The 18,297-nt window shown below is 60.8% G+C and carries 19 protein-coding genes and 1 tRNA gene; 16 read left to right on the top strand and 4 right to left on the bottom strand.

Annotation, left to right across the window (positions count from 1 at the left end):
• The first annotated feature begins 433 nt into the window (after positions 1-433).
• Genes napE through ccmI form a run of 14 tightly spaced genes read left to right on the top strand, consistent with a single transcriptional unit; the run spans position 434 to position 11,586 of the window.
• Entirely contained in the window at positions 434-595 is a 162-nt protein-coding gene (napE, locus tag DFO48_RS01920; RefSeq protein ID WP_003070148.1) for a periplasmic nitrate reductase, NapE protein, read from the top strand.
• Positions 588-890: a chaperone NapD gene (locus DFO48_RS01915; RefSeq protein ID WP_223305786.1), complete on the top strand. Its 303-nt coding sequence runs from the start codon at positions 588-590 to the stop codon at positions 888-890. Before napE ends, DFO48_RS01915 begins: the two co-directional genes overlap by 8 nt.
• Positions 883-3,372: a periplasmic nitrate reductase subunit alpha gene (gene napA, locus DFO48_RS01910; protein ID WP_114862357.1), complete on the top strand. Its 2,490-nt coding sequence runs from the start codon at positions 883-885 to the stop codon at positions 3,370-3,372. The genes DFO48_RS01915 and napA overlap by 8 nt, the downstream gene beginning before the upstream one ends.
• A gap of 17 nt (positions 3,373-3,389) precedes the next feature.
• Complete coding sequence (locus DFO48_RS01905; RefSeq protein ID WP_114862356.1) at positions 3,390-3,896, top strand: nitrate reductase cytochrome c-type subunit; 507 nt, start codon at positions 3,390-3,392, stop codon at positions 3,894-3,896.
• A gap of 24 nt (positions 3,897-3,920) precedes the next feature.
• Positions 3,921-4,568, top strand: coding sequence for a cytochrome c3 family protein (locus DFO48_RS01900; RefSeq protein WP_003070157.1), 648 nt, complete (start codon positions 3,921-3,923; stop codon positions 4,566-4,568).
• 4 nt (positions 4,569-4,572) lie between these two features.
• Positions 4,573-5,262 (top strand): heme ABC exporter ATP-binding protein CcmA, encoded by a 690-nt coding sequence (gene ccmA, locus DFO48_RS01895; RefSeq protein WP_114862355.1) that lies wholly within the window; start codon positions 4,573-4,575, stop codon positions 5,260-5,262.
• Positions 5,256-5,912 carry a heme exporter protein CcmB gene (gene ccmB / locus DFO48_RS01890; RefSeq protein WP_172590543.1) on the top strand — a complete coding sequence of 219 codons (657 nt, stop codon included), beginning with the start codon at positions 5,256-5,258 and terminating at the stop codon, positions 5,910-5,912. Before ccmA ends, ccmB begins: the two co-directional genes overlap by 7 nt.
• Position 5,913: 1 nt before the next feature.
• Positions 5,914-6,675, top strand: coding sequence for a heme ABC transporter permease CcmC (gene ccmC / locus DFO48_RS01885; protein WP_199406934.1), 762 nt, complete (start codon positions 5,914-5,916; stop codon positions 6,673-6,675).
• Positions 6,675-6,818, top strand: coding sequence for a heme exporter protein CcmD (ccmD, locus tag DFO48_RS01880; RefSeq protein ID WP_114862354.1), 144 nt, complete (start codon positions 6,675-6,677; stop codon positions 6,816-6,818). The genes ccmC and ccmD overlap by 1 nt, the downstream gene beginning before the upstream one ends.
• The gene (ccmE, locus tag DFO48_RS01875) at positions 6,815-7,327 is read left to right on the top strand and encodes a cytochrome c maturation protein CcmE (RefSeq protein WP_114862353.1); all 513 of its coding nucleotides are present in this window, start codon (positions 6,815-6,817) and stop codon (positions 7,325-7,327) included. Before ccmD ends, ccmE begins: the two co-directional genes overlap by 4 nt.
• Positions 7,324-9,330, top strand: a complete 2,007-nt coding sequence (locus DFO48_RS01870) for a heme lyase CcmF/NrfE family subunit (RefSeq protein ID WP_114862352.1) — start codon at positions 7,324-7,326, stop codon at positions 9,328-9,330. The genes ccmE and DFO48_RS01870 overlap by 4 nt, the downstream gene beginning before the upstream one ends.
• A complete protein-coding gene (locus tag DFO48_RS01865) occupies positions 9,330-9,848 on the top strand; it encodes a DsbE family thiol:disulfide interchange protein (protein WP_003079816.1) in 519 nt (172 codons plus the stop codon). The genes DFO48_RS01870 and DFO48_RS01865 overlap by 1 nt, the downstream gene beginning before the upstream one ends.
• Complete coding sequence (locus DFO48_RS01860; protein WP_114862351.1) at positions 9,845-10,318, top strand: cytochrome c-type biogenesis protein; 474 nt, start codon at positions 9,845-9,847, stop codon at positions 10,316-10,318. The genes DFO48_RS01865 and DFO48_RS01860 overlap by 4 nt, the downstream gene beginning before the upstream one ends.
• On the top strand, positions 10,315-11,586 hold the full coding sequence (gene ccmI, locus DFO48_RS01855) for a c-type cytochrome biogenesis protein CcmI (protein ID WP_114862350.1): 1,272 nt from the start codon (positions 10,315-10,317) through the stop codon (positions 11,584-11,586). Before DFO48_RS01860 ends, ccmI begins: the two co-directional genes overlap by 4 nt.
• 330 nt (positions 11,587-11,916) lie before the next feature.
• Here the strand turns inward: ccmI and DFO48_RS01850 are convergent.
• From DFO48_RS01850 to DFO48_RS01840, 3 genes are all read right to left on the bottom strand, one after another.
• Positions 11,917-11,993, bottom strand: a tRNA-Val gene (locus DFO48_RS01850).
• A 105-nt stretch (positions 11,994-12,098) separates the two neighbouring features.
• The gene (locus tag DFO48_RS01845) at positions 12,099-14,330 is read right to left on the bottom strand and encodes a bifunctional (p)ppGpp synthetase/guanosine-3',5'-bis(diphosphate) 3'-pyrophosphohydrolase (protein ID WP_003079822.1); all 2,232 of its coding nucleotides are present in this window, start codon (positions 14,328-14,330) and stop codon (positions 12,099-12,101) included.
• A complete protein-coding gene (locus DFO48_RS01840) occupies positions 14,327-15,343 on the bottom strand; it encodes an alpha/beta fold hydrolase (protein WP_199406933.1) in 1,017 nt (338 codons plus the stop codon). Before DFO48_RS01840 ends, DFO48_RS01845 begins: the two co-directional genes overlap by 4 nt.
• Positions 15,344-15,418: 75 nt before the next feature.
• On the opposite strand from DFO48_RS01840, the gene DFO48_RS01835 reads away from it, so the two are divergent.
• Positions 15,419-16,201, top strand: a complete 783-nt coding sequence (locus DFO48_RS01835; protein WP_003079827.1) for a 3-hydroxybutyrate dehydrogenase — start codon at positions 15,419-15,421, stop codon at positions 16,199-16,201.
• A 144-nt stretch (positions 16,202-16,345) separates the two neighbouring features.
• Here DFO48_RS01835 and DFO48_RS01830 read toward each other — a convergent pair whose 3' ends face one another.
• On the bottom strand, positions 16,346-17,101 hold the full coding sequence (locus DFO48_RS01830; RefSeq protein ID WP_114862349.1) for an SIMPL domain-containing protein: 756 nt from the start codon (positions 17,099-17,101) through the stop codon (positions 16,346-16,348).
• A gap of 313 nt (positions 17,102-17,414) precedes the next feature.
• Here DFO48_RS01830 and ompR point away from each other — a divergent pair, with 313 nt between their 5' ends.
• Positions 17,415-18,146, top strand: coding sequence for a two-component system response regulator OmpR (gene ompR, locus DFO48_RS01825; RefSeq protein ID WP_003055820.1), 732 nt, complete (start codon positions 17,415-17,417; stop codon positions 18,144-18,146).
• The last annotated feature ends 151 nt before the right edge of the window (positions 18,147-18,297 follow it).

The raw sequence follows: 18,297 nt of genomic DNA, 5'->3' as shown, positions 1-18,297 counted from the left end.
CTTGTGCAGGCTTGGCTTTCCGGCGATTTCCATCACTGAATGCGGCCATACGAAACCTCGATTACCACTCTATGGCGGACAGGTGATCCAGTGACGGTTTTCAAGCAAGCAGCAGACGGCGGCTATCGGTTTCAGGTCCGGTGCCACTTCTCAACTTCAACGGATCAGTGCGAGATTGAGGCGCAAATTCAGTTTGCAGAGGGCTGTTCCAAGCTGCGCTTGAGTCAGCCAGCTATTTAGTCAACACCCGAGGCATCTCCTTGAATGTCAATTGACTTAATGAAATCTGAATGAAGGAATTGATGTAATGCAACGAATCGAGAAGAACCTTGTTGCAAGTCAATTTTGTAGGTAATCTCGTGGCAAAGTTCGTTATCGGATCTCTATCGCCAAATCACGGATGCTCAGGCATCCAAGCCAAGGGGGATTGCTAATGACAGAACCTCAGCCTGAATCGACTCGTACCGAGGAGTTGCGTAGCTTCGCATTTCTCGCAGTTGTTATGGCACCTATATTGGCCGTTGTACTGATTGCGTCTTACGGCTTTGCGATCTGGTTTTATCAGATGATCATCGGTGGCCCTCCACATGCATGAAGAATCTGAGCCCATTGAAACTCATACCGACTTGCATATCACCAGCCTGGTTGTGCATGTGCTTCCTCAAGCATTGGCACAAGTAGCTGCTGGCATCGTCACGATCAAAGGCGCCCAAATACATGGAAGTCATCCGGCCGGCAAGTTGGTGGTGACCTTGGAAGCGCCCCATGCAAGGGAAATACTTGATTGCGTGTCTCAGATTGAGCTGCTCGATGGCGTAATCAACGCATCCCTGGTTTATCAGCATGTTGAGAACTGGCAGTCGCTAAACCAAGAGGTAACACATGACTAGCACTAGGCGTGATTTTGTCCGTCAATCTGCGGCCGCAGCCGCAGGTGCCGTTGCAGGCATACCCATAGAAGCTCTGTCCCAGGATGCAGGTGCAATGGCCGCCGATCTGAAGTGGTCCAAGGCGCCATGCCGCTTTTGCGGTACAGGTTGCGGCGTCATGGTGGCCGTCAAGGACAACCGCGTGGTGGCCACTCAGGGTGACCCTGAGGCCGAGGTCAACCGGGGGTTGAACTGCGTCAAGGGTTACTTCCTGTCCAAGATCATGTATGGAGGGGACCGTCTGACAAAGCCGCTGCTGCGCATGAAGAATGGTCGCTACGCCAAGGATGGCGAGTTCCAGCAGGTTTCCTGGGATACGGCCTTCGACGTCATGGCAGAGCAGTTCAAAAAGACGCTCAAGGCCAAGGGGGCCGACGCAGTGGGCATGTTCGGCTCCGGCCAATGGACGGTATGGGAGGGCTATGCAGCCTCCAAGCTGTTCAAGGCGGGCTTTCGCACCAATAACATTGATCCCAATGCACGCCACTGCATGGCCTCGGCAGTTGCCGGCTTCATGCGCACCTTTGGCATGGACGAGCCCATGGGTTGCTATGACGACATCGAGGCCGCGACTGCCTTTGTGCTCTGGGGCTCGAACATGGCGGAAATGCATCCGGTGCTGTGGACTCGCGTGACCGACAGGCGCCTGTCCACACCAGGCGTGAAGGTGGCCGTGCTGTCCACCTTCGAGCACCGCTCGTATGAGTTGGCGGATATGTCTCTGACCTTCAAGCCTCAGACCGATCTGGCCATACTCAATTACATCGCCAACCACATCATCACCACGGGCAGGGTCAACAAGGACTTCGTCTCCAAGCACTGCAATTTCAAGCTCGGCAACACCGATATCGGCTACGGGCTGCGTCCCGAGCACCCTCTGCAGAAGGCGGCCAAGAACGCCAAGGATCCCAACGGTGCCAAGTCCATCAACTATGAGGAATACGCCAAGTTCGTATCCACCTATACGCTCGAGTACACAACCAAGCTCACGGGTGTACCGGCCAACCGCCTCAAGGCCCTTGCCGAACTCTATGCAGACCCCAACAGCAAGGTGGTGTCGTTCTGGACCATGGGTTTCAACCAGCACACGCGCGGTGTCTGGGCCAACAACATGGTCTACAACATTCACTTGCTGCTGGGCAAGATCGCCACACCCGGCAACAGCCCGTTCTCACTGACGGGACAGCCGTCGGCCTGTGGAACGGCGCGTGAGGTGGGCACCTTCTCGCATCGCCTGCCTGCGGACATGGTGGTGACGAACCCGGAACATCGCAAGACTGCGGAAACCATCTGGAAGCTGCCCGAAGGCACGATTCCCCCCAAACCCGGCTACCACGCAGTGGAACAAAACCGTGCGCTCAAGGACGGCAGGCTCAACGCCTACTGGGTGATGGTCAACAACAATATTCAGGCGGGTGCCAACCTGGCTCAGGAAGGCTATCCGGGCTACCGCAATCCCGACAATTTCGTGGTGGTCTCCGATGTCTATCCCACAGTCACGGCTGTGGCCGCCGACCTGATCTTGCCGTCGGCCATGTGGGTCGAGAAGGAAGGCGCCTACGGCAATGCAGAGCGCCGCACCCACTTTTGGCACCAGTTGGTCAAGGCTCCTGGTGAGGCGCGCTCCGACCTGTGGCAATTGATGGAGTTTTCCAAGCGCTTCAAGGTCGAGGAAGTCTGGCCCGAGGAACTGCTGGTCAAGAAACCGCAGTTGCGCGGCAAGACCCTGTTCGAGGTGCTGTACCGCAACGGAAACGTGGACAAGTTTCCCTTGGCCGATATGGATCCAGCCTATGAGAACGAGGAAGCCAAGGCCTTTGGCTTCTACCCGCAAAAAGGTCTGTTCGAGGAATACGCCTCGTTCGGACGTGGCCACGGCCACGATCTGGCACCGTTCGACCAATATCACAAGGTACGCGGCATGCGCTGGCCCGTGGTCAACGGCAAGGAAACCCTCTGGCGCTACCGCGAAGGCTCGGACCCCTATGTGAAGGCCGGTACGGGCTACCAGTTCTACGGAAATATCGACGGCAAAGCCAACATCTTTGCCTTGCCCTATGAACCACCAGCGGAGGCTCCAGACAAGGATTATCCGTTCTGGCTTTCCACGGGCCGAGTGCTTGAGCACTGGCACTCAGGATCCATGACCCGGCGCGTACCCGAGCTGCATCGTGCCGTGCCTAACGCACTGTGCTACATGCATCCTGATGACGCCAAGGCGCTGGGCGTGCGCCGCGGCAGCGAAGTGGAGCTGTCCTCGCGGCGTGGCTCCATGCGCACGCGCGTCGAGACCCGCGGCCGCAACAAGCCACCGCGCGGGTTGGTCTACGTCCCCTGGTTCGACGCCAGCCAGCTGATCAACAAGGTGACGCTGGATGCTACCGACCCGATTTCGTTGCAGACGGACTTCAAGAAGTGCGCTGTGAAGGTCACCAAGGTTTGACGAAAGAGAGGTTGACCATGAACTTCGTCCGCAAATTCGTCCGTCTTGTGGGCATGCTGCTCATGCTCAATATAGGTATGGCCTGGACGCCATCCGCTATCGCGGAGACCTTTTATGACTCGGCGCGCGGCCCTACGCCCATCATGCAGGCGACCAAGCCACCAGTGCTTGGCAATGCCGTCAACGATGACGTGCGCCGCACGCGCAACTACACCTGGCAACCTCCCACGATTCCCCATCGCGTGGACGGCTATCAGGTAGACAAAAATTTCAACAAATGCATGGACTGCCACTCACGAACCAAGGCCGAGATCTCGCAGGCCGTGCCAGTATCGGTCACGCACTATATGGATCGCGACGGGCGCATGTTGGGGCAGGTATCCACGCGACGCTACTTCTGCCAGCAATGCCATGTGGCCCAGGATGCCGTTCGCCCTCTGGTCAGCAACACCTTCGAGGACGTGGATACCGTGATTTTGAAGGCCCTGCAGTCCCAGTCGGGCAAGCCATCCAAGAAAAATTGACGCTGCGGCGCACGAGGTTCATCTATGTTGACACTTCTCAAGCGCTACTGGGCGGTGATCCGCCGCCCCAGCGTACATTTCAGCCTGGGCTTTCTGACCATCGGCGGCTTCATCGGCGGCATTCTCTTCTGGGGCGCGTTCAATACCGCCATGGAACTGACCAATACGGAGAAATTCTGCACGGGTTGTCATGAGATGCGGGACAACGTGTTTGCCGAGCTCAAGAGCACGATCCACTACACCAACCGCTCGGGCGTACGCGCCGTATGCTCCAACTGCCATGTGCCGCACGACTGGACCGACAAGATCGCTCGCAAGATGCAGGCCTCCAAGGAAGTGTGGGGCAAGATCTTCGGAACGATCGACACGCCTGAAAAGTTCGAAGCCAAGCGGCTGGAGTTGGCGCAGCACGAGTGGGCTCGCTTCAAGGCCAACGATTCGCTGGAGTGCCGCAACTGCCATAACTACGACTCCATGGATATGACACGGCAGAGTTTGCGCGCACAGAACATGCACAGCACCTATCTGGCCAGCAAGGAAAAAACCTGTATCGACTGTCACAAGGGCATTGCCCATAAGCTGCCTCACATTCCTCCTGGACAGGGCCCAAGCGACACGCCAGGTCAGAAAGTGCCGGGGCCAGCTGAGGCTTCAGTTGCGTCGGTGCAATAGCGGGATGAATGGTTTGGGTACGGCTGCTTCCAGATTTCTTTGCATATCCGGCCTGGGTTGTGTACGCGGCGGCCGGGTGGTACTGCGCGATCTGGGCTTGGAACTCGGTGGCGGTCAGCTGCTGATGCTCAGAGGTCATAACGGCGCGGGCAAGAGCAGCCTGCTGCGTTGTCTGGCCGGCCTTCTGACATGGCGCACTGGCAGCCTCCAGTGGTGCGGCGGCACGCTGTCCCCCCAGGATCCTGCCTACCAGCGGCAACTGGCCTATATGGGACATCAGGCAGGAATGAGCGACACCTTGACAGGGATGGAGAATCTGCGCTTTGCGCTGAATCTGATGGCAGTGAGCTGGAATGAAGCACGTGTTCAAGCCGTTTTGCAGGCGTTGTCGTTGACGGAAGTCGTCGCACGGCCTTTTGGCCGACTGTCCCAGGGGCAGCGTCGGCGCTTGGGACTGGCCCGTGTCTTGCTGGGCGAGCGTCCGCTGTGGTTGCTGGACGAACCCGACAACTGCCTGGATGGTCAGGGCGAACAATATCTGGGCGAGGCACTGGAGCAGCATCTGGCCTCTGGAGGAATGGCTGTGGTGGCTTCGCACCGCAACCTGGTGCTGCCGACGCCCCGGGTGTCGGTGCTGGATTTATCCCGCTCCGTGATCACAACGGCAATGAATGAGCAGGTGGCCGTTTGCTGATAGCTGTGTGTGCAAGAGAGTTGAAGTTGGCCGCTCGAAGGCCTTCCGATGCATTGGGCGGGCTGTTCTTTTTCGTGCTGGTGGGCAGTCTTTTCCCCTTGGCCTTGGGGCCGGACGCGCCCCTGCTGAGGCAGATTGCGCCGGGCATTGTGTGGGTCGCAGCCTTGCTGGCCGTGCTGCTGGGGCAGCACCGGCTGTTCGAGAGCGACATGGCCGACGGGTCGCTGGAGCAGTGGTTGCTGGCGCCGGCGCCCCTGCCGCTGCTGGTGGGCCTCAAGGTGGCCACGCACTGGTTGCTGGGCGTGTTGCCATTGTTGCTTGTGGCTCCCTTGCTGGGCTGGCAGTACGGCCTGGATGGGACGGTGGTCGGCATCCTGCTGGCATCGCTGGCTCTGGGAACGCCCAGCCTGTGCCTGCTGGCTGCTCTGGGCGCAGCACTGACACTGGGTGTGCGTGGGCAGTTGTTGCTGGCTCTGGTGGTGCTGCCGCTGAGTGTGCCCATCCTGATCTTTGGCAGCCATGCCGTGGCCCAGGCGCAGCAAGGGCTGAGTGCAGCGCCTGCTCTCAATCTGCTGGGGGCCTGCCTGTGCCTGGCGCTACTGGCCGGCCCTTGGGCTATCGCCGCGGCCTTGCGCCTCGCGCTGGAGTGATATGAGTTCCCTTACTTCCAATGCATCACCGACGCCTGCAGCAGGGTCCAGCGGCCGCAAATGGCGCCAACTGACCTCGCCCCCGATTTTTTACCACTGGGCGGGCCGAGTCTGGCCCTGGATGGCTGTGCTGGCTGCCGTGCTGGCTGCCGCGGGTCTATGGGTCGGATTTGGACTGGCACCTACGGATCACCAACAGGGCGAGGTCTACCGCATCATCTTTTTGCATGTGCCGGCTGCCTGGATGTCCATGTTCATCTACCTGGTGGCAGCGCTCCATGCTGCCCTGGGGTTGATTTACGGCACCCGTCTTTCACCCCTGCTGGCAAGGGCACTGGCACCTACGGGTGCGTTGTTCACGGCCATCGCCCTGTGGACCGGGGCTGCCTGGGGTAAGCCGACCTGGGGAGCCTGGTGGGTATGGGATGCCCGTCTGACGTCGGAGCTGATCCTGCTGTTCCTGTATCTGGGCTATATGGCCATGGTCTCGGCCATAGAGGATTCGCGTCGGGCCGATGGCGCTGGCGCCATCGTGCTGCTTGCTGGCGTGGTCAATGTTCCCATCATCTATTTCTCGGTTCAGTGGTGGAGCACCTTGCATCAGGGCGCAAGCATTCGCATGGATACAGCTCCCAGCATGACGCACACCATGCTGGCCGGCATGCTTCTGATGGCGCTGGCTTGCTGGGCCTATACGCTGGCCGTTGCACTAGTACGAGCACGTTGCCTGATTCTGGAGCGAGCCCGCGAGGAGAGTCTGTAATGCAGGATCATGCTTTTTTCATTGCTCTGGCCTACGGTGTGAGCGCGATGGCTCTGGGTATCGAGTTGGTCAGCATTTATGTGCGCAGCCGTCGGCTGAAGGCTGAAGCCTCATCCGGACTCGCAACCTGGGAGAACCCATGAAGCCGCGCCAGCGTCGCCTACTGTGGGTGTTGGCAGGACTTGCGCTGGTGACCGTAGCCGTCACACTGGTGCTGCGAGCACTCAACTCCAATGTGATGTTCTTCTACAGCCCCAGCCAGGTTCACGCGGGCGAGGTTCCGCATGGTGCAGCCTTTCGCCTGGGTGGCCTGGTGGAGCCTGGCTCACTGCAGCGCAGCGGCGACGGAATGCTGCTGCGCTTTGCAGTGACCGATGAAGTGCGCAGTGTGCCTGTGCAGTATCGGGGATTGCTGCCCGACCTGTTCCGTGAGGGCAAAGGTGTGGTGGTATCGGGCCGTATGCAGGCGGACGGAGCCTTCCATGCCTCCGAGGTGCTGGCCAAGCACGACGAGAACTATATGCCGCCCGAAGCGGCCCATGCATTGAAAAACGCCGCCGGCAAGCCGCCAGAAAAATCTGCCGGGGATGACACTGTCAAGGAAACCGGCCAGGACAGGGCCGGCACCGTCTCCAGCGGAGGCCGCACATGATCGCTGAACTCGGTGTGTTCGCTCTGGTACTGGCCCTGGTCACGGCAGTACTGCTGGCGGTGCTACCACTGGCCGGTGCCCACTGGGGAGTGGCGGGTTGGGTAAAGCTGGCCCGGCCAGCAGCCTTTTTGCTATGCGCATTGTGCGTGCTGTCCTCGGCCAGCCTGTTCTGGTGCTTCTGGCGCGAAGACTTCTCGGTGCTGTATGTGGCGGCCAATTCGCACAGCGACCTGCCCATGGCCTACAAGCTGGCAGCTTTCTGGGGTGGGCATGAAGGCTCCATGCTGCTGTGGCAGCTCATGCTCTCTGGCTGGACCCTGGCGGTGGCCTGGCGCAGCCGAGACCTGCCGCCGGCCTTCGTGGCGCGCGTGCTCGCCGTGCTGGGCTGGATCAGTGTAGGCCTGCTGCTGTTCCTGCTGTTTCTCTCCAATCCGTTTACGCGCCTGATCCCCGCAGCTGCCGAAGGCAAGGACCTCAATCCCTTGCTGCAAGACCCCGGCATGGTGCTGCATCCGCCGCTGCTGTACATGGGCTATGTGGGCTTTGCCGTGCCTTTTGCGTTCGCGCTGGCGGCACTGATCTCGGGCGAGTTGGGTGCTGCCTGGGCACGCTGGTCTCGCTCCTGGACGCTGGCGGCCTGGGGCTTTCTGACGCTGGGCATTCTGCTGGGCAGCGCCTGGGCTTACTACGTGCTGGGCTGGGGCGGCTGGTGGTTCTGGGATCCGGTGGAAAACGCCTCTTTCATGCCCTGGCTGGTGGGAACGGCCCTGCTGCATTCGCTGATAGTGACTGACCAGCGCGGCGCCTTCCGCAGCTGGTCCGCCCTGCTGGCCATCTGCGCCTTTTCACTGAGCCTGCTGGGTACCTTTCTCGTGCGCTCAGGCGTACTCACCTCAGTTCATGCCTTTGCCGTAGACCCAGGTCGGGGGCTCTTCATCCTGTGCTTCATCGTGGCCGTGGTGGGTGCCTCACTGTGGCTGTTCGCCTGGCGCGCACCGGAGCTGGGCCGCGGCTCCGGGGAATTTGCCATGCTCTCGCGCGAAACTTTCTTGCTGATCAACAACGTGCTCTTCACCGCTGCTGCGCTGGCGGTGCTCATAGGTACGCTGTACCCGCTGGTGCTCGATGTGCTGAGCGGTGAGAAGATCTCCGTTGGGCCGCCGTACTTCCAGGCCGTCTTTTTGCCCTTGGTACTGCCGGCACTGGCACTGATGGGCGTGGGCACGGTGGCGCGCTGGAAGAGCAGCCTAGTTGGCGAGCTGTGGCGGCGCCTTCGCGTAGCCCTAGTGCTGAGCCTTGCCTGCGCGGCGGTGCTGGCACTGGCAGGCGGCTGGATGGGGGTGCGCCTTTCCCCGGCCACCCTGCTGGGCCTGGCCCTGGGCCTGTGGTGCCTGCTCAGCACACTGGCCCATATCTGGCAGCGTCTGGGGCAAGGCCTGGAAATCGGCCATCTGGGTCAGCGCCTGTCGCGCCAGCCCTGGGGCTGGTGGGGCATGCTGATGGCCCATGCCGGTGCGGGCGTGTTCGTGCTGGCGGTAAGCCTGGCTGACGGGCTGGAGAGCCGGCACGAAACCACGCTGGCTCAGGGTGAGACTGCCGAGGCGGGTGGCTACCGCTTCCGCTTCGACAGCCTTGGTCCAGCCGCCGGCCCCAACTATGACGCGCAGCGTGCCCAATTCACCGTCAGTCGAGCGGGGCTGGACAGCTGGAGCATGTTTCCCGAGAAGCGGGTTTACCGTGCCCAGGGCATGGCGCTGAGCCAGGCCGCCATTGACAGCGGCTGGACGCGCGACGTTTTCGTGGCCCTGGGCGATCCACTGGACGATCAAGGCCTGCGCTGGACCGTGCGCCTACAGGTCAAGCCTTTCATGGACTGGGTCTGGATAGGCACACTGATGATGGCGCTGGGCGCAGGACTGAGCCTCATGGACCGGCGCTTTCGTACAGCCAAGCAGCGAGCGCACCGCCAGTCCGGTGCTCCGGCCCTGCAAGGAGCTGCCTGATGCGCTTTGTCCTGCCCCTGGCAATATTTTTAGGCCTGGCCGTCATGCTCGGGCTTGGCCTTCAGCGTGACCCACGGGCCCTGCCTTCGGCGCTGCTGGAACAGCCCGCACCGGCCATAGACCGCCCTCTGCTCGAAGACCCGCAGCAAATCCTCCAACTGCAGGACCTGCGAGGCCGGGCATGGTTGCTCAATGTCTGGGCCTCATGGTGCGCACCCTGCCGACAGGAGCTACCCGTATTGGCCGAACTCTCGAAGCGCGACGCGGTCGCCGTCTACGGCCTGAACTACAAGGATCAGCCGGACAAGGCTCGCGCGCTGCTGCGAGTGGCGGGCAACCCCTACCGAGCCTCAGCCATCGACGGCGATGGCCGCGTGGGCATGGACTTCGGCATCCAGGGAGTGCCGGAAACCTTTGTCATTGACGGCCAGGGCCGTGTGCGCTATCGCCATGTGGGCCCGGTAACCGCAGAAATATGGCGCGATCGGCTGCTGCCGGTCATCAGGAGTCTCCAATGAAACCGCGAAGCACCGGTGCAGCCGGCATAGCGGCCTTGCTGGCCTGCATGGCAATGCTGGCCCAGGCTGGGCAGACCGCTCGGGACCAGGAACTGCTGGATCGTGAAATGGCGCTGGCCGCTCAGCTTCGCTGTGTCGTCTGCCAGAACCAGACCGTGGCCGAATCGCGTGCCCCCATGGCCGAGGACATGCGCCGCGAGATCCGCAGCCAGCTCGAGCAGGGCCATAGCAATGAGCAGGTGATCAACTTCTTCGAGCAGCGCTATGGCTCCTTTGTGCGCTACAACCCGCCCTGGAAGCCATCGACCTGGCTGCTGTGGAGCAGCCCGTTCCTTGCCGCGCTGGGCGGCTTTGTCCTGCTGCGACGCACACTGCGCCACAGGAGCATGCCGGACGAGCCACTCACGCCGCAGCAACGCGACCGTGCACGTCAATGGCTGGATACGACCTCGAAGGAGGAACGCCAATGAGCGCCATGCACTGGTTGTGGCTGGGTGCCATAGTCCTGATGATGCTGAGCCTGGCGGTACTGCTGCCGCCTCTGCTGGCCGAGGTCCCATTGCCCGCCGGCGATCCTGATGAAGCTCTGCGCCGCCTCTACCAGACCCAGTTGGCCGAGTTGAAGCTGGAGCGCTCAGGCGGGCGCCTGAGCGAGACCGACCATGCTCAAGCGGTCGAAGAACTTCAGCGGCGTCTGCTCAGCGAACTGGACAGGCCACGGGCATCGGTTGCCTGGCGCCAAAGTCCATGGCTACGCCGTGGCAGCGCACTGTTGTTGGCGGTGCTGCTTCCTGTTGCCGCGTTCGCTTTGTACCTGCAGGTGGGCGACCCCAAGGCTGCAGCGCAACTGGCGCAGGAGCAGCCCGGCGTGCACGGAGACGGTGCGGGCGATGCACAGGTGCAGGCCATGGTGGAAGGGCTGGCCCGGCGCCTTGAAGAGCAACCCCAGAACCTGCCTGGCTGGGTAATGCTGGCCCGCTCCTATGAAACGCTGGAGCTCTTTGACGCTGCTGCCCATGCATACCGACGGGCTTTGCAGGAGGCGCGGCGTAGCTCGATGGATGAGGAAGTCCAGGCGAGGTTATGGGCCGATCTGGCCGACGCGCTGGCATCGGCACAGGGCGGTGATCTGGATGGCGAAGCCGGCAAGGCCATAAAGCAGGCACTGATGTTGCAGCCCGATCAACCCAAGGCCCTGGCACTTGCAGGGAGTGCCGCCGCACGCCACGGCAAGCTGGATGAGGCACAAAAGAACTGGCAAGCCCTGCTGCGCCAGTTGGAGCCAGGATCGGACATGGCACTGCGAGTGCAAGATGATCTGCTCAAGCTGGAGGCTTTGGCGTCCGAAGACAGTTCGACTAGCACTGCCAGGACTGCGGCTGTCTCCAAAAGCCGCCTGAGCGGAGAATTGCGATGGACAGCCTCCAAGGCCAATCCATCAGAACCAGCCCGGTTGGCCAAGGCTCAGGTCTTTGTCGTGGCTCGCGCCGACGGTCACCCCCGGCCTGTGGCTGTGCTGCGCCTGCCTGCGACCTCCCTGCCGGCACATTTCACGCTGGGACCGGAGAACCTGCTCGATCCCGCAGTTTCGATGTCGTCATTCCCGGAGCTACGTTTGCAGGCGCGGCTGTCGCTGGACGGCCAGGCCATGCCACGAGCAGGAGATATCTACAGTCAGTCGTTCTCGGTGACTCCCGGCTCCTCGAACTTGCTGCTGGAATTGAATCCGGCTTTCTAGCAAGCGTGTCTGAACTGCAGCCAGTCAGGCAGACAACGTGCGTTATTGGCACCTCCGGGAAGGCATTGCGCCGTCATGTGAAGTGACAGCAAATCGGAAGACGGAGTCAAGAGCAGCCATGTTGCGAGGGGCGGCTCAATCCTGAACCACTACTGCGCTCTGGACGATGATCGGGATGCGTGATCCGGACACAGGCAGAAATCAACCGACAGTTGCGAAAAAATGTCTGTTTGAATGCCGTTCTGCTCGAACGGCTTCATACCAACAAAACAAAAATGCCCGCTTTTCAGCGGGCATTTTTGCTGCAAACTCTGGTTTCGTCTGCACGTTTGGTAGGCGCGATTGGACTCGAACCAACGACCCCCACCATGTCAAGGTGGTGCTCTAACCAGCTGAGCTACGCGCCTGTTGTTCTGTTCGATGAAGCAATTGTAGCACGGGTTTTTCACTCATTTTTTGAGAGCTAACATTTTCTTGTCATCGAGCACTGTCAGGCGCAATTGGGACTTACATCAGCGCCTTCTGGCAGAGCGAACGCCGGAGACGCTGGCAACGATGCCAAGTACCTTGTTGAGGCGACCCGAATCCGCCACTTCCACCGTGAACGTCATCCACGCCGTTCCCTTGACGGACTGGGTCTGCACCCCGATGACATTGGTCTTCTCGCGTGCAAACACGTCCGAGATATCGCGCAGCAAACCTTGACGGTCGGCCGCCTCCACCGCAACGTCCACAGGGTAAACCGGTCCGCCCTTGTCCACATGCTTGGGGGTGCCCCAGTCGACCTCGATGACACGCTCGGGGCTCTTGGCCATCATCTCGCGGAAATTGGAGCAATCGCAGCGGTGCACGCTCACGCCCTTGCCACGAGTCACAAAGCCGCCAATCTCATCCGGAGGAGCGGGCTTGCAGCATTTGGCCAGCTGCGTCATGAGCGAATCGACGCCCACCACCAGCACCCCGCCGCGCGACGAGTCATGGCCACGCGCCTTGCGCACCGGAGTGAATGCGTCTTCCTCTGGCGTTTCTTCACTGGGGCGCAGCACGACTTCGATATTGCGCAGCGAATACTCGTCCTTGCCCACGACTTCAAACAGTGCATCAGCAGACTTGAAGCCCAGCTGTGCAGCCAGCTCTTCGAGCTTGATCGCCGTCTTGCCCTCGCGCTGCAGCAGCTTTTCAACGGCCTCGCGCCCGCGCGAGACGGTTTCGTGCGTGGCCTGGGCATTGAACCAGGCGCGCACCTTGGCCTTGGCACGGTTGCTGACCAGATAACCCAGCTCGGCATTGAGCCAGTCGCGGGAGGGCCGGTCTTCCTTGGCTGTGTTGATTTCTACCGTCTGGCCGCTTTCCAGAGCGGTGTTCAGCGGCACCATCGCTCCGTCCACACGCGCGCCACGGCAGCGATGGCCCAGGCTGGTGTGCACCGAGTAGGCAAAGTCCACCGGCGTGGCCCCTTGCGGCAGCTCGATCACGGCCGCATCGGGCGTCAGTACATAGATGCGATCTTCAAACAGACCACGCTGGGCCGAGCCCGTCAGGTCGCTGCCCCAGGCCAGCAACTGGCGCAGCACGGCGATCTTGGCGTCATATTCGCTGGACGCAGAGACGCCCGCATAACCTTTGGTGCCGGCTTCCTTGTAGGCCCAGTGCGCGGCCACGCCATGCTCGGCATGGTCGTGCATCGCCTGGGTACGGATCTGGATCTCTATGGTGCGGCCGGTTTCATCGCGCACCACTGTGTGCAGCGACTGATAGCCGTTGGGCTTGGGTTTGGCGATGTAGTCGTCGAACTCCTTTTCCAGCGGCGTGAATTGCTCATGCACCCAGGAAAGGGCTGCATAGCAGTCCTTGACCGTAGGCACGATGACGCGCATGGCACGAATATCGAACAACTGGTCAAAGCTCAGCGACTTGCCGCGCATCTTCTTGACGATGCTGTAGATATGCTTGGGACGCCCCTGAACCGAGGCGCTGATGCTGTGGGCGCGCAAGTCGGCCTCGAGGCGCGCGCGCATCTGCTCCATATAGGCTTCGCGCTCGACCCGCTTTTCATCGAGAAGACGAGCAATCTGGCGATAGGTATCGGGCTCCAGAAAACGGAAAGCCAGATCTTCGAGCTCCCACTTGATCTGCCAGATGCCCAGACGGTTGGCCAGCGGCGCAAAGACATAGAGCGCTTCGCGCGCGATGCTGGGTGAAACCGGGCTCTTCTCGGCCGCGTAGTAGCGCAGCGTCTGCAAACGCGACGCCAGGCGCAGCAGCACCACCCGCAGATCGCGCGAGAAGCCCAGCAGCATCTTGCGCACGTTCTCGGTCTGCGTGGCCACGCCATCGACATGCTGGCTGCTCAACTCGGCCTCTCGCGCCTGCTGCTGCACGCGGATGAGCTTGATGGTTTCGACCGCCAGGGTCGCAAAATTATCGCCAAACGCCTTGGCAATCACTTCCTGCGGCTTGTTCAGGTGCACGCTGGCGTGCACCAGATAAATGGCCGCCTGCATGGTTTCCGAGCCCCCAATCTTCTTGAGGATGGCGGCCACGGCGTCGGCGTGGGTCAGGGTGTTTTCACCGGTCTCCATGACTTCGCCGGCAATCAGCGGCTCTGCAAAGGCGCGCGCGCGCGCCAGCGCATTGACTTGGTCAGGCAAAACCTCGGATGTGGCGGTAATCAGATGCGGCGTAGGCTCCGTGAGCTTGGGTGCGGCGTCAGAGACTGTGGTTACGGTATCGCTGGTCTTCATGCAGCTTCCTCTTGGGCCTGCTGCGCAAGACTGATGCTCGCAGGCAGACCCTTATCCCCTTGTAAAAACTTTTGTATCAACGCCACTTGCCCTGGCACTACCAGCGTCGGAGCATGTCCCACACCTTCCAGTTCCGTGCAATGCGCTCTGGGCCCACGCTCGGTCATGGCCTTGGCGGTACGGCTCGAAAGCAGATCGGACTCGGCCCCTCTGATAAGCAAGACCCGTGCCTTGATCTGGTCGTAAAGCTGCCAGAGCAAGGCCTCACCAGCCTGGGCGGTCTCGCGCGTCATCTGAGCCATGGGCACTGCAATACGGGGGTCGTAATGCAACACCACGCCCCCTTGGGGATCTGGCTTGATCATGGCTTGCGAGAGCCGGCTCCACTGCTCATCGCTATGTGGGCCGAATCCCTCGGAAATCAAGCGCATGGCAGCAGCAGCGCTCTCAAAGTTGGGAAACTGCAAGCCTTTGCCGACATAGGAGCCGATGCGTTCCAGCGACTCCCATTCAATCGCCGGACCTACGTCGTTGAGCACCAGCCGCCGAACAGGCACCGGCAGCGGCAGACCGGACTGCCCCACGACCCCCATCCCGATCAGACCGCCCATGCTGGTGCCCACCCAGTCCAGGGTTTCAATCGGCGCCTGTGCATGCAGCTGGGCCAGCAGCGCAAGCATATCTGCCGCATACAGCGGCAGCTGATAGCCCATGGGGTCGGCCAGCCAGTCGCTTTCGCCGCGCCCCACCACATCGGGGCAGATCACGCGAGCAAAGCGGCTGAGCTCGGTGGCCAGCACATCAAAGTCCCGCCCCTGGCGCGAGAGGCCATGCACGCAGACGATGACATGAGGATGTCTTGGATTGCCGGTATGGTTCCATTCCCAATACGCCATGCGGTGTGTGCCCTCGGGCTGAACCTCGACCTGCTGGCGACGCTGGGAACTGGCCCAGTTGGGAGCCATGGCAGAGGCTCCGGGACACGATACGTAATTCAGCGTAGGTTGATTCATGGAGAACGCATTTTCAGGACCGGAGCCGATAATGGCTGTGTCGCATCGTAATTCATTCGGAGACCTTGTATGTCCATGTTGAAAGGCAAAACCGCTCTCGTGACGGGATCGACCAGCGGAATCGGCCTAGGTATCGCAATCGCTCTCGCACGCCAGGGCGCCAATATCGTGCTCAACGGCTTTGGCGATGTCGAAGCACCACGCGCCCAAGTGCTTGATGCAGGCAAAGCGGCTGGCATCGAAGTCGGCTACCACGGTGCGGACATGAGCAAGACCGCCGACATTGAAGCCATGATGAAATACGCCGCGGCCGAATTCGGCCGCGTCGACATTCTGGTCAACAACGCCGGCATCCAGCATGTGGCCAAGGTGCAGGACTTCCCCGTGGAGAAGTGGGATGCCATCCTCGCCATCAACCTGAGCAGCGCCTTCCACACCACGCGCCTGGCCCTGCCAGCCATGCAGCAGGCCAACTGGGGCCGCATCATCAATGTGGCCTCGGTGCACGGCTTGGTCGGCTCGGCCGAAAAATCGGCCTATGTCGCCGCCAAGCACGGCATCGTCGGCCTGACCAAGGTGACGGCGCTGGAAAACGCCACCACTGGCGTGACCTGCAACGCCATCTGCCCCGGCTGGGTGCTGACGCCGCTGGTACAAAAGCAGGTGGATGCGAAGGCTGCCGCCCAAGGCATCAGCAATGAAGACGCCACCAAACAGTTGCTGGGAGAAAAAGAGCCTTCAATGCAGTTCACCACGCCCGAAGAGCTGGGCGAGCTGGCCGTCTTCTTCTGCTCGGCCGCTGCCAACAATGTGCGCGGCGTGGCATGGAATATGGACGGCGGCTGGGCCGCACAATAAAAGCCGCTCGGCTCCAGCGAATGCGTCTATCAATTAGATAGCATCTAGCGCCGTCCAGTAGCCATATTCAGCATCAAATCATGATGAAAATCAAAAAGGAGCAGCGCAAGCTGCTCCTTTTTTATACGAGCCACGCGGATCCGATCACTGCATCTGAATCGAGCCACCGACGCTGACCGTCACCTCGGTGCGATCCGCCTCCACCGGCACAGGCGCAGCATCGGCATAGCTGGCCTTGGCCATGCTCATCATGCGAGGGCGCGGCATGGGATGCCCGCCACTGCCGCTGCTGCTCACATTGACCTCGCGCAGGCTGTAGCCCGCAAAACCGAAGCTCTTGGAGATGGCCGCAGCACGCTGGCGGAAGCTCTCGATCGCCTTGGCCTGGGCTTCGCCCTCCACCTTTTCCCGTGCTTCGCGTGAGAGGCCGAAGCTCATGCTGGCCAGCGTCATGTCCTGCACCTTGGCCGCAGCCTGGGTGATGCGAACAAAGTCGCGCCCCTGCAGCACGATCTCGGCCTGGCCCTGCCAGCCTTCGATCTTGCCGTTGTTGCCATAACGCGGCGAGATGGAGAAATTACCGGTGCTCAACTCCATCTGCCGACCTTGGGCATCGTTACGCAACGTGGTCATGGCGGACTCCACGATCTTTTGCAACTGGGACTGAACGGACGCAGCATCACGACCATCCTTGCTGGCAGACAGGGTTGCCGTCATCCAGTCCTGCTTGACCTCCACCGTTCCCTGAGCCGACAGCTGCACCACATTGGCAGGTCTTTGCATGTCGCGCGCGGCGACCTGGGCCCATACATTGCCGCCAGCACAGGCCGCAGCCAGCACAAGTGCGGCAGCCGCGCAGCGAGAGGAAGAGGAAGAGGAAGACTTGGAAAATTGATTCATGCGGTTCACCCTTGTAAGTAAATCAGGCCATGCAGATACACATGCATTTCACCATTGCGCAAAGTCGCTGCAGCGCAGCATGTCAGCCCAGAGTGTGACTTTATGTACGAATACTCCACATTCGACACACCAACAGAACAAACACTGAAACAATAGTGCAAAATACTCTGAAAAAGTTCCTCATGAAACATTTATTGTTCCATTAATAAACGCAACAATCGTAACAAGCAGCAAGATTTGACCTTGTTTTGCTGGATTTTTCTGATCCAGCGATAACAATGGGCCAGTTACAAATAAATCGACAAGGACGATCATGGCAACGACGAACAACCGTACTGACAAGATCCTCGTGGTGGATGACGATGCACGCATCCGCGACCTGCTGCGCCGCTATCTGACGCAGGAAGGCTTCGAGATCATGATTGCCGAGGACGGCAAGGCGCTCAACCGCATCCTGCTGCGCGAGACTGTCGACCTGATCGTGCTGGATCTGATGATGCCCGGCGAGGATGGCCTGTCCATCTGCCGCCGCCTGCGCTCTGCCAACGACCGCACCCCCATCATCATGCTGACCGCCAAGGGCGAGGATGTGGACCGCATCGTGGGCCTGGAAGTGGGTGCCGACGACTATCTGGGCAAGCCCTTCAACCCGCGCGAGTTGCTGGCCCGCATCCATGCAGTGCTGCGCCGCCGCCCTCCTCAGGAAGCACCGGGCGCTCCTTCGGGCGACAACGAGGTGGTGACCTTTGGCCCATTCACCTTCGACCTGGGCACTCGCGTGCTGCAAAAGAATGGCGAGGAGTTGCCACTCACCACGGGCGAATTCGCCATGCTCAAGGCCCTGGTGCGCCACCCGCGCCAGCCTCTGTCGCGCGAAAAACTGGCCCTGCTGGCCCGTGGCCGCGAATTTGAGCCGTTTGACCGCAGCCTGGACGTGCAGGTTTCCCGCCTGCGCAAGCTGATCGAGGAAGACGCTGCCGCACCACGCTATATCCAGACCGTCTGGGGCGTGGGCTATGTGTTCGTACCCGATGGCATGAACTGATTCTGCCCACCTCCATTGCAACAAGCCGCCCGCTGCGCGGCTTGTTGCGCTTGGGTGCCGGCCCATAAGGCCCATAAGTCAAGCTCTTTCAACAACCACCAGTAGATAGACACTTTTTGGACAAACCGTAACCCGTGTCGCCCATATTGGG

The organism is Comamonas sp. AG1104, assembly GCF_003350425.1.
Classification (GTDB): domain Bacteria; phylum Pseudomonadota; class Gammaproteobacteria; order Burkholderiales; family Burkholderiaceae_C; genus Comamonas; species Comamonas testosteroni.
The sequence above is the reverse complement of the archived record's forward strand: the minus strand, read 5'-3'. Positions and strand labels throughout refer to the sequence as shown.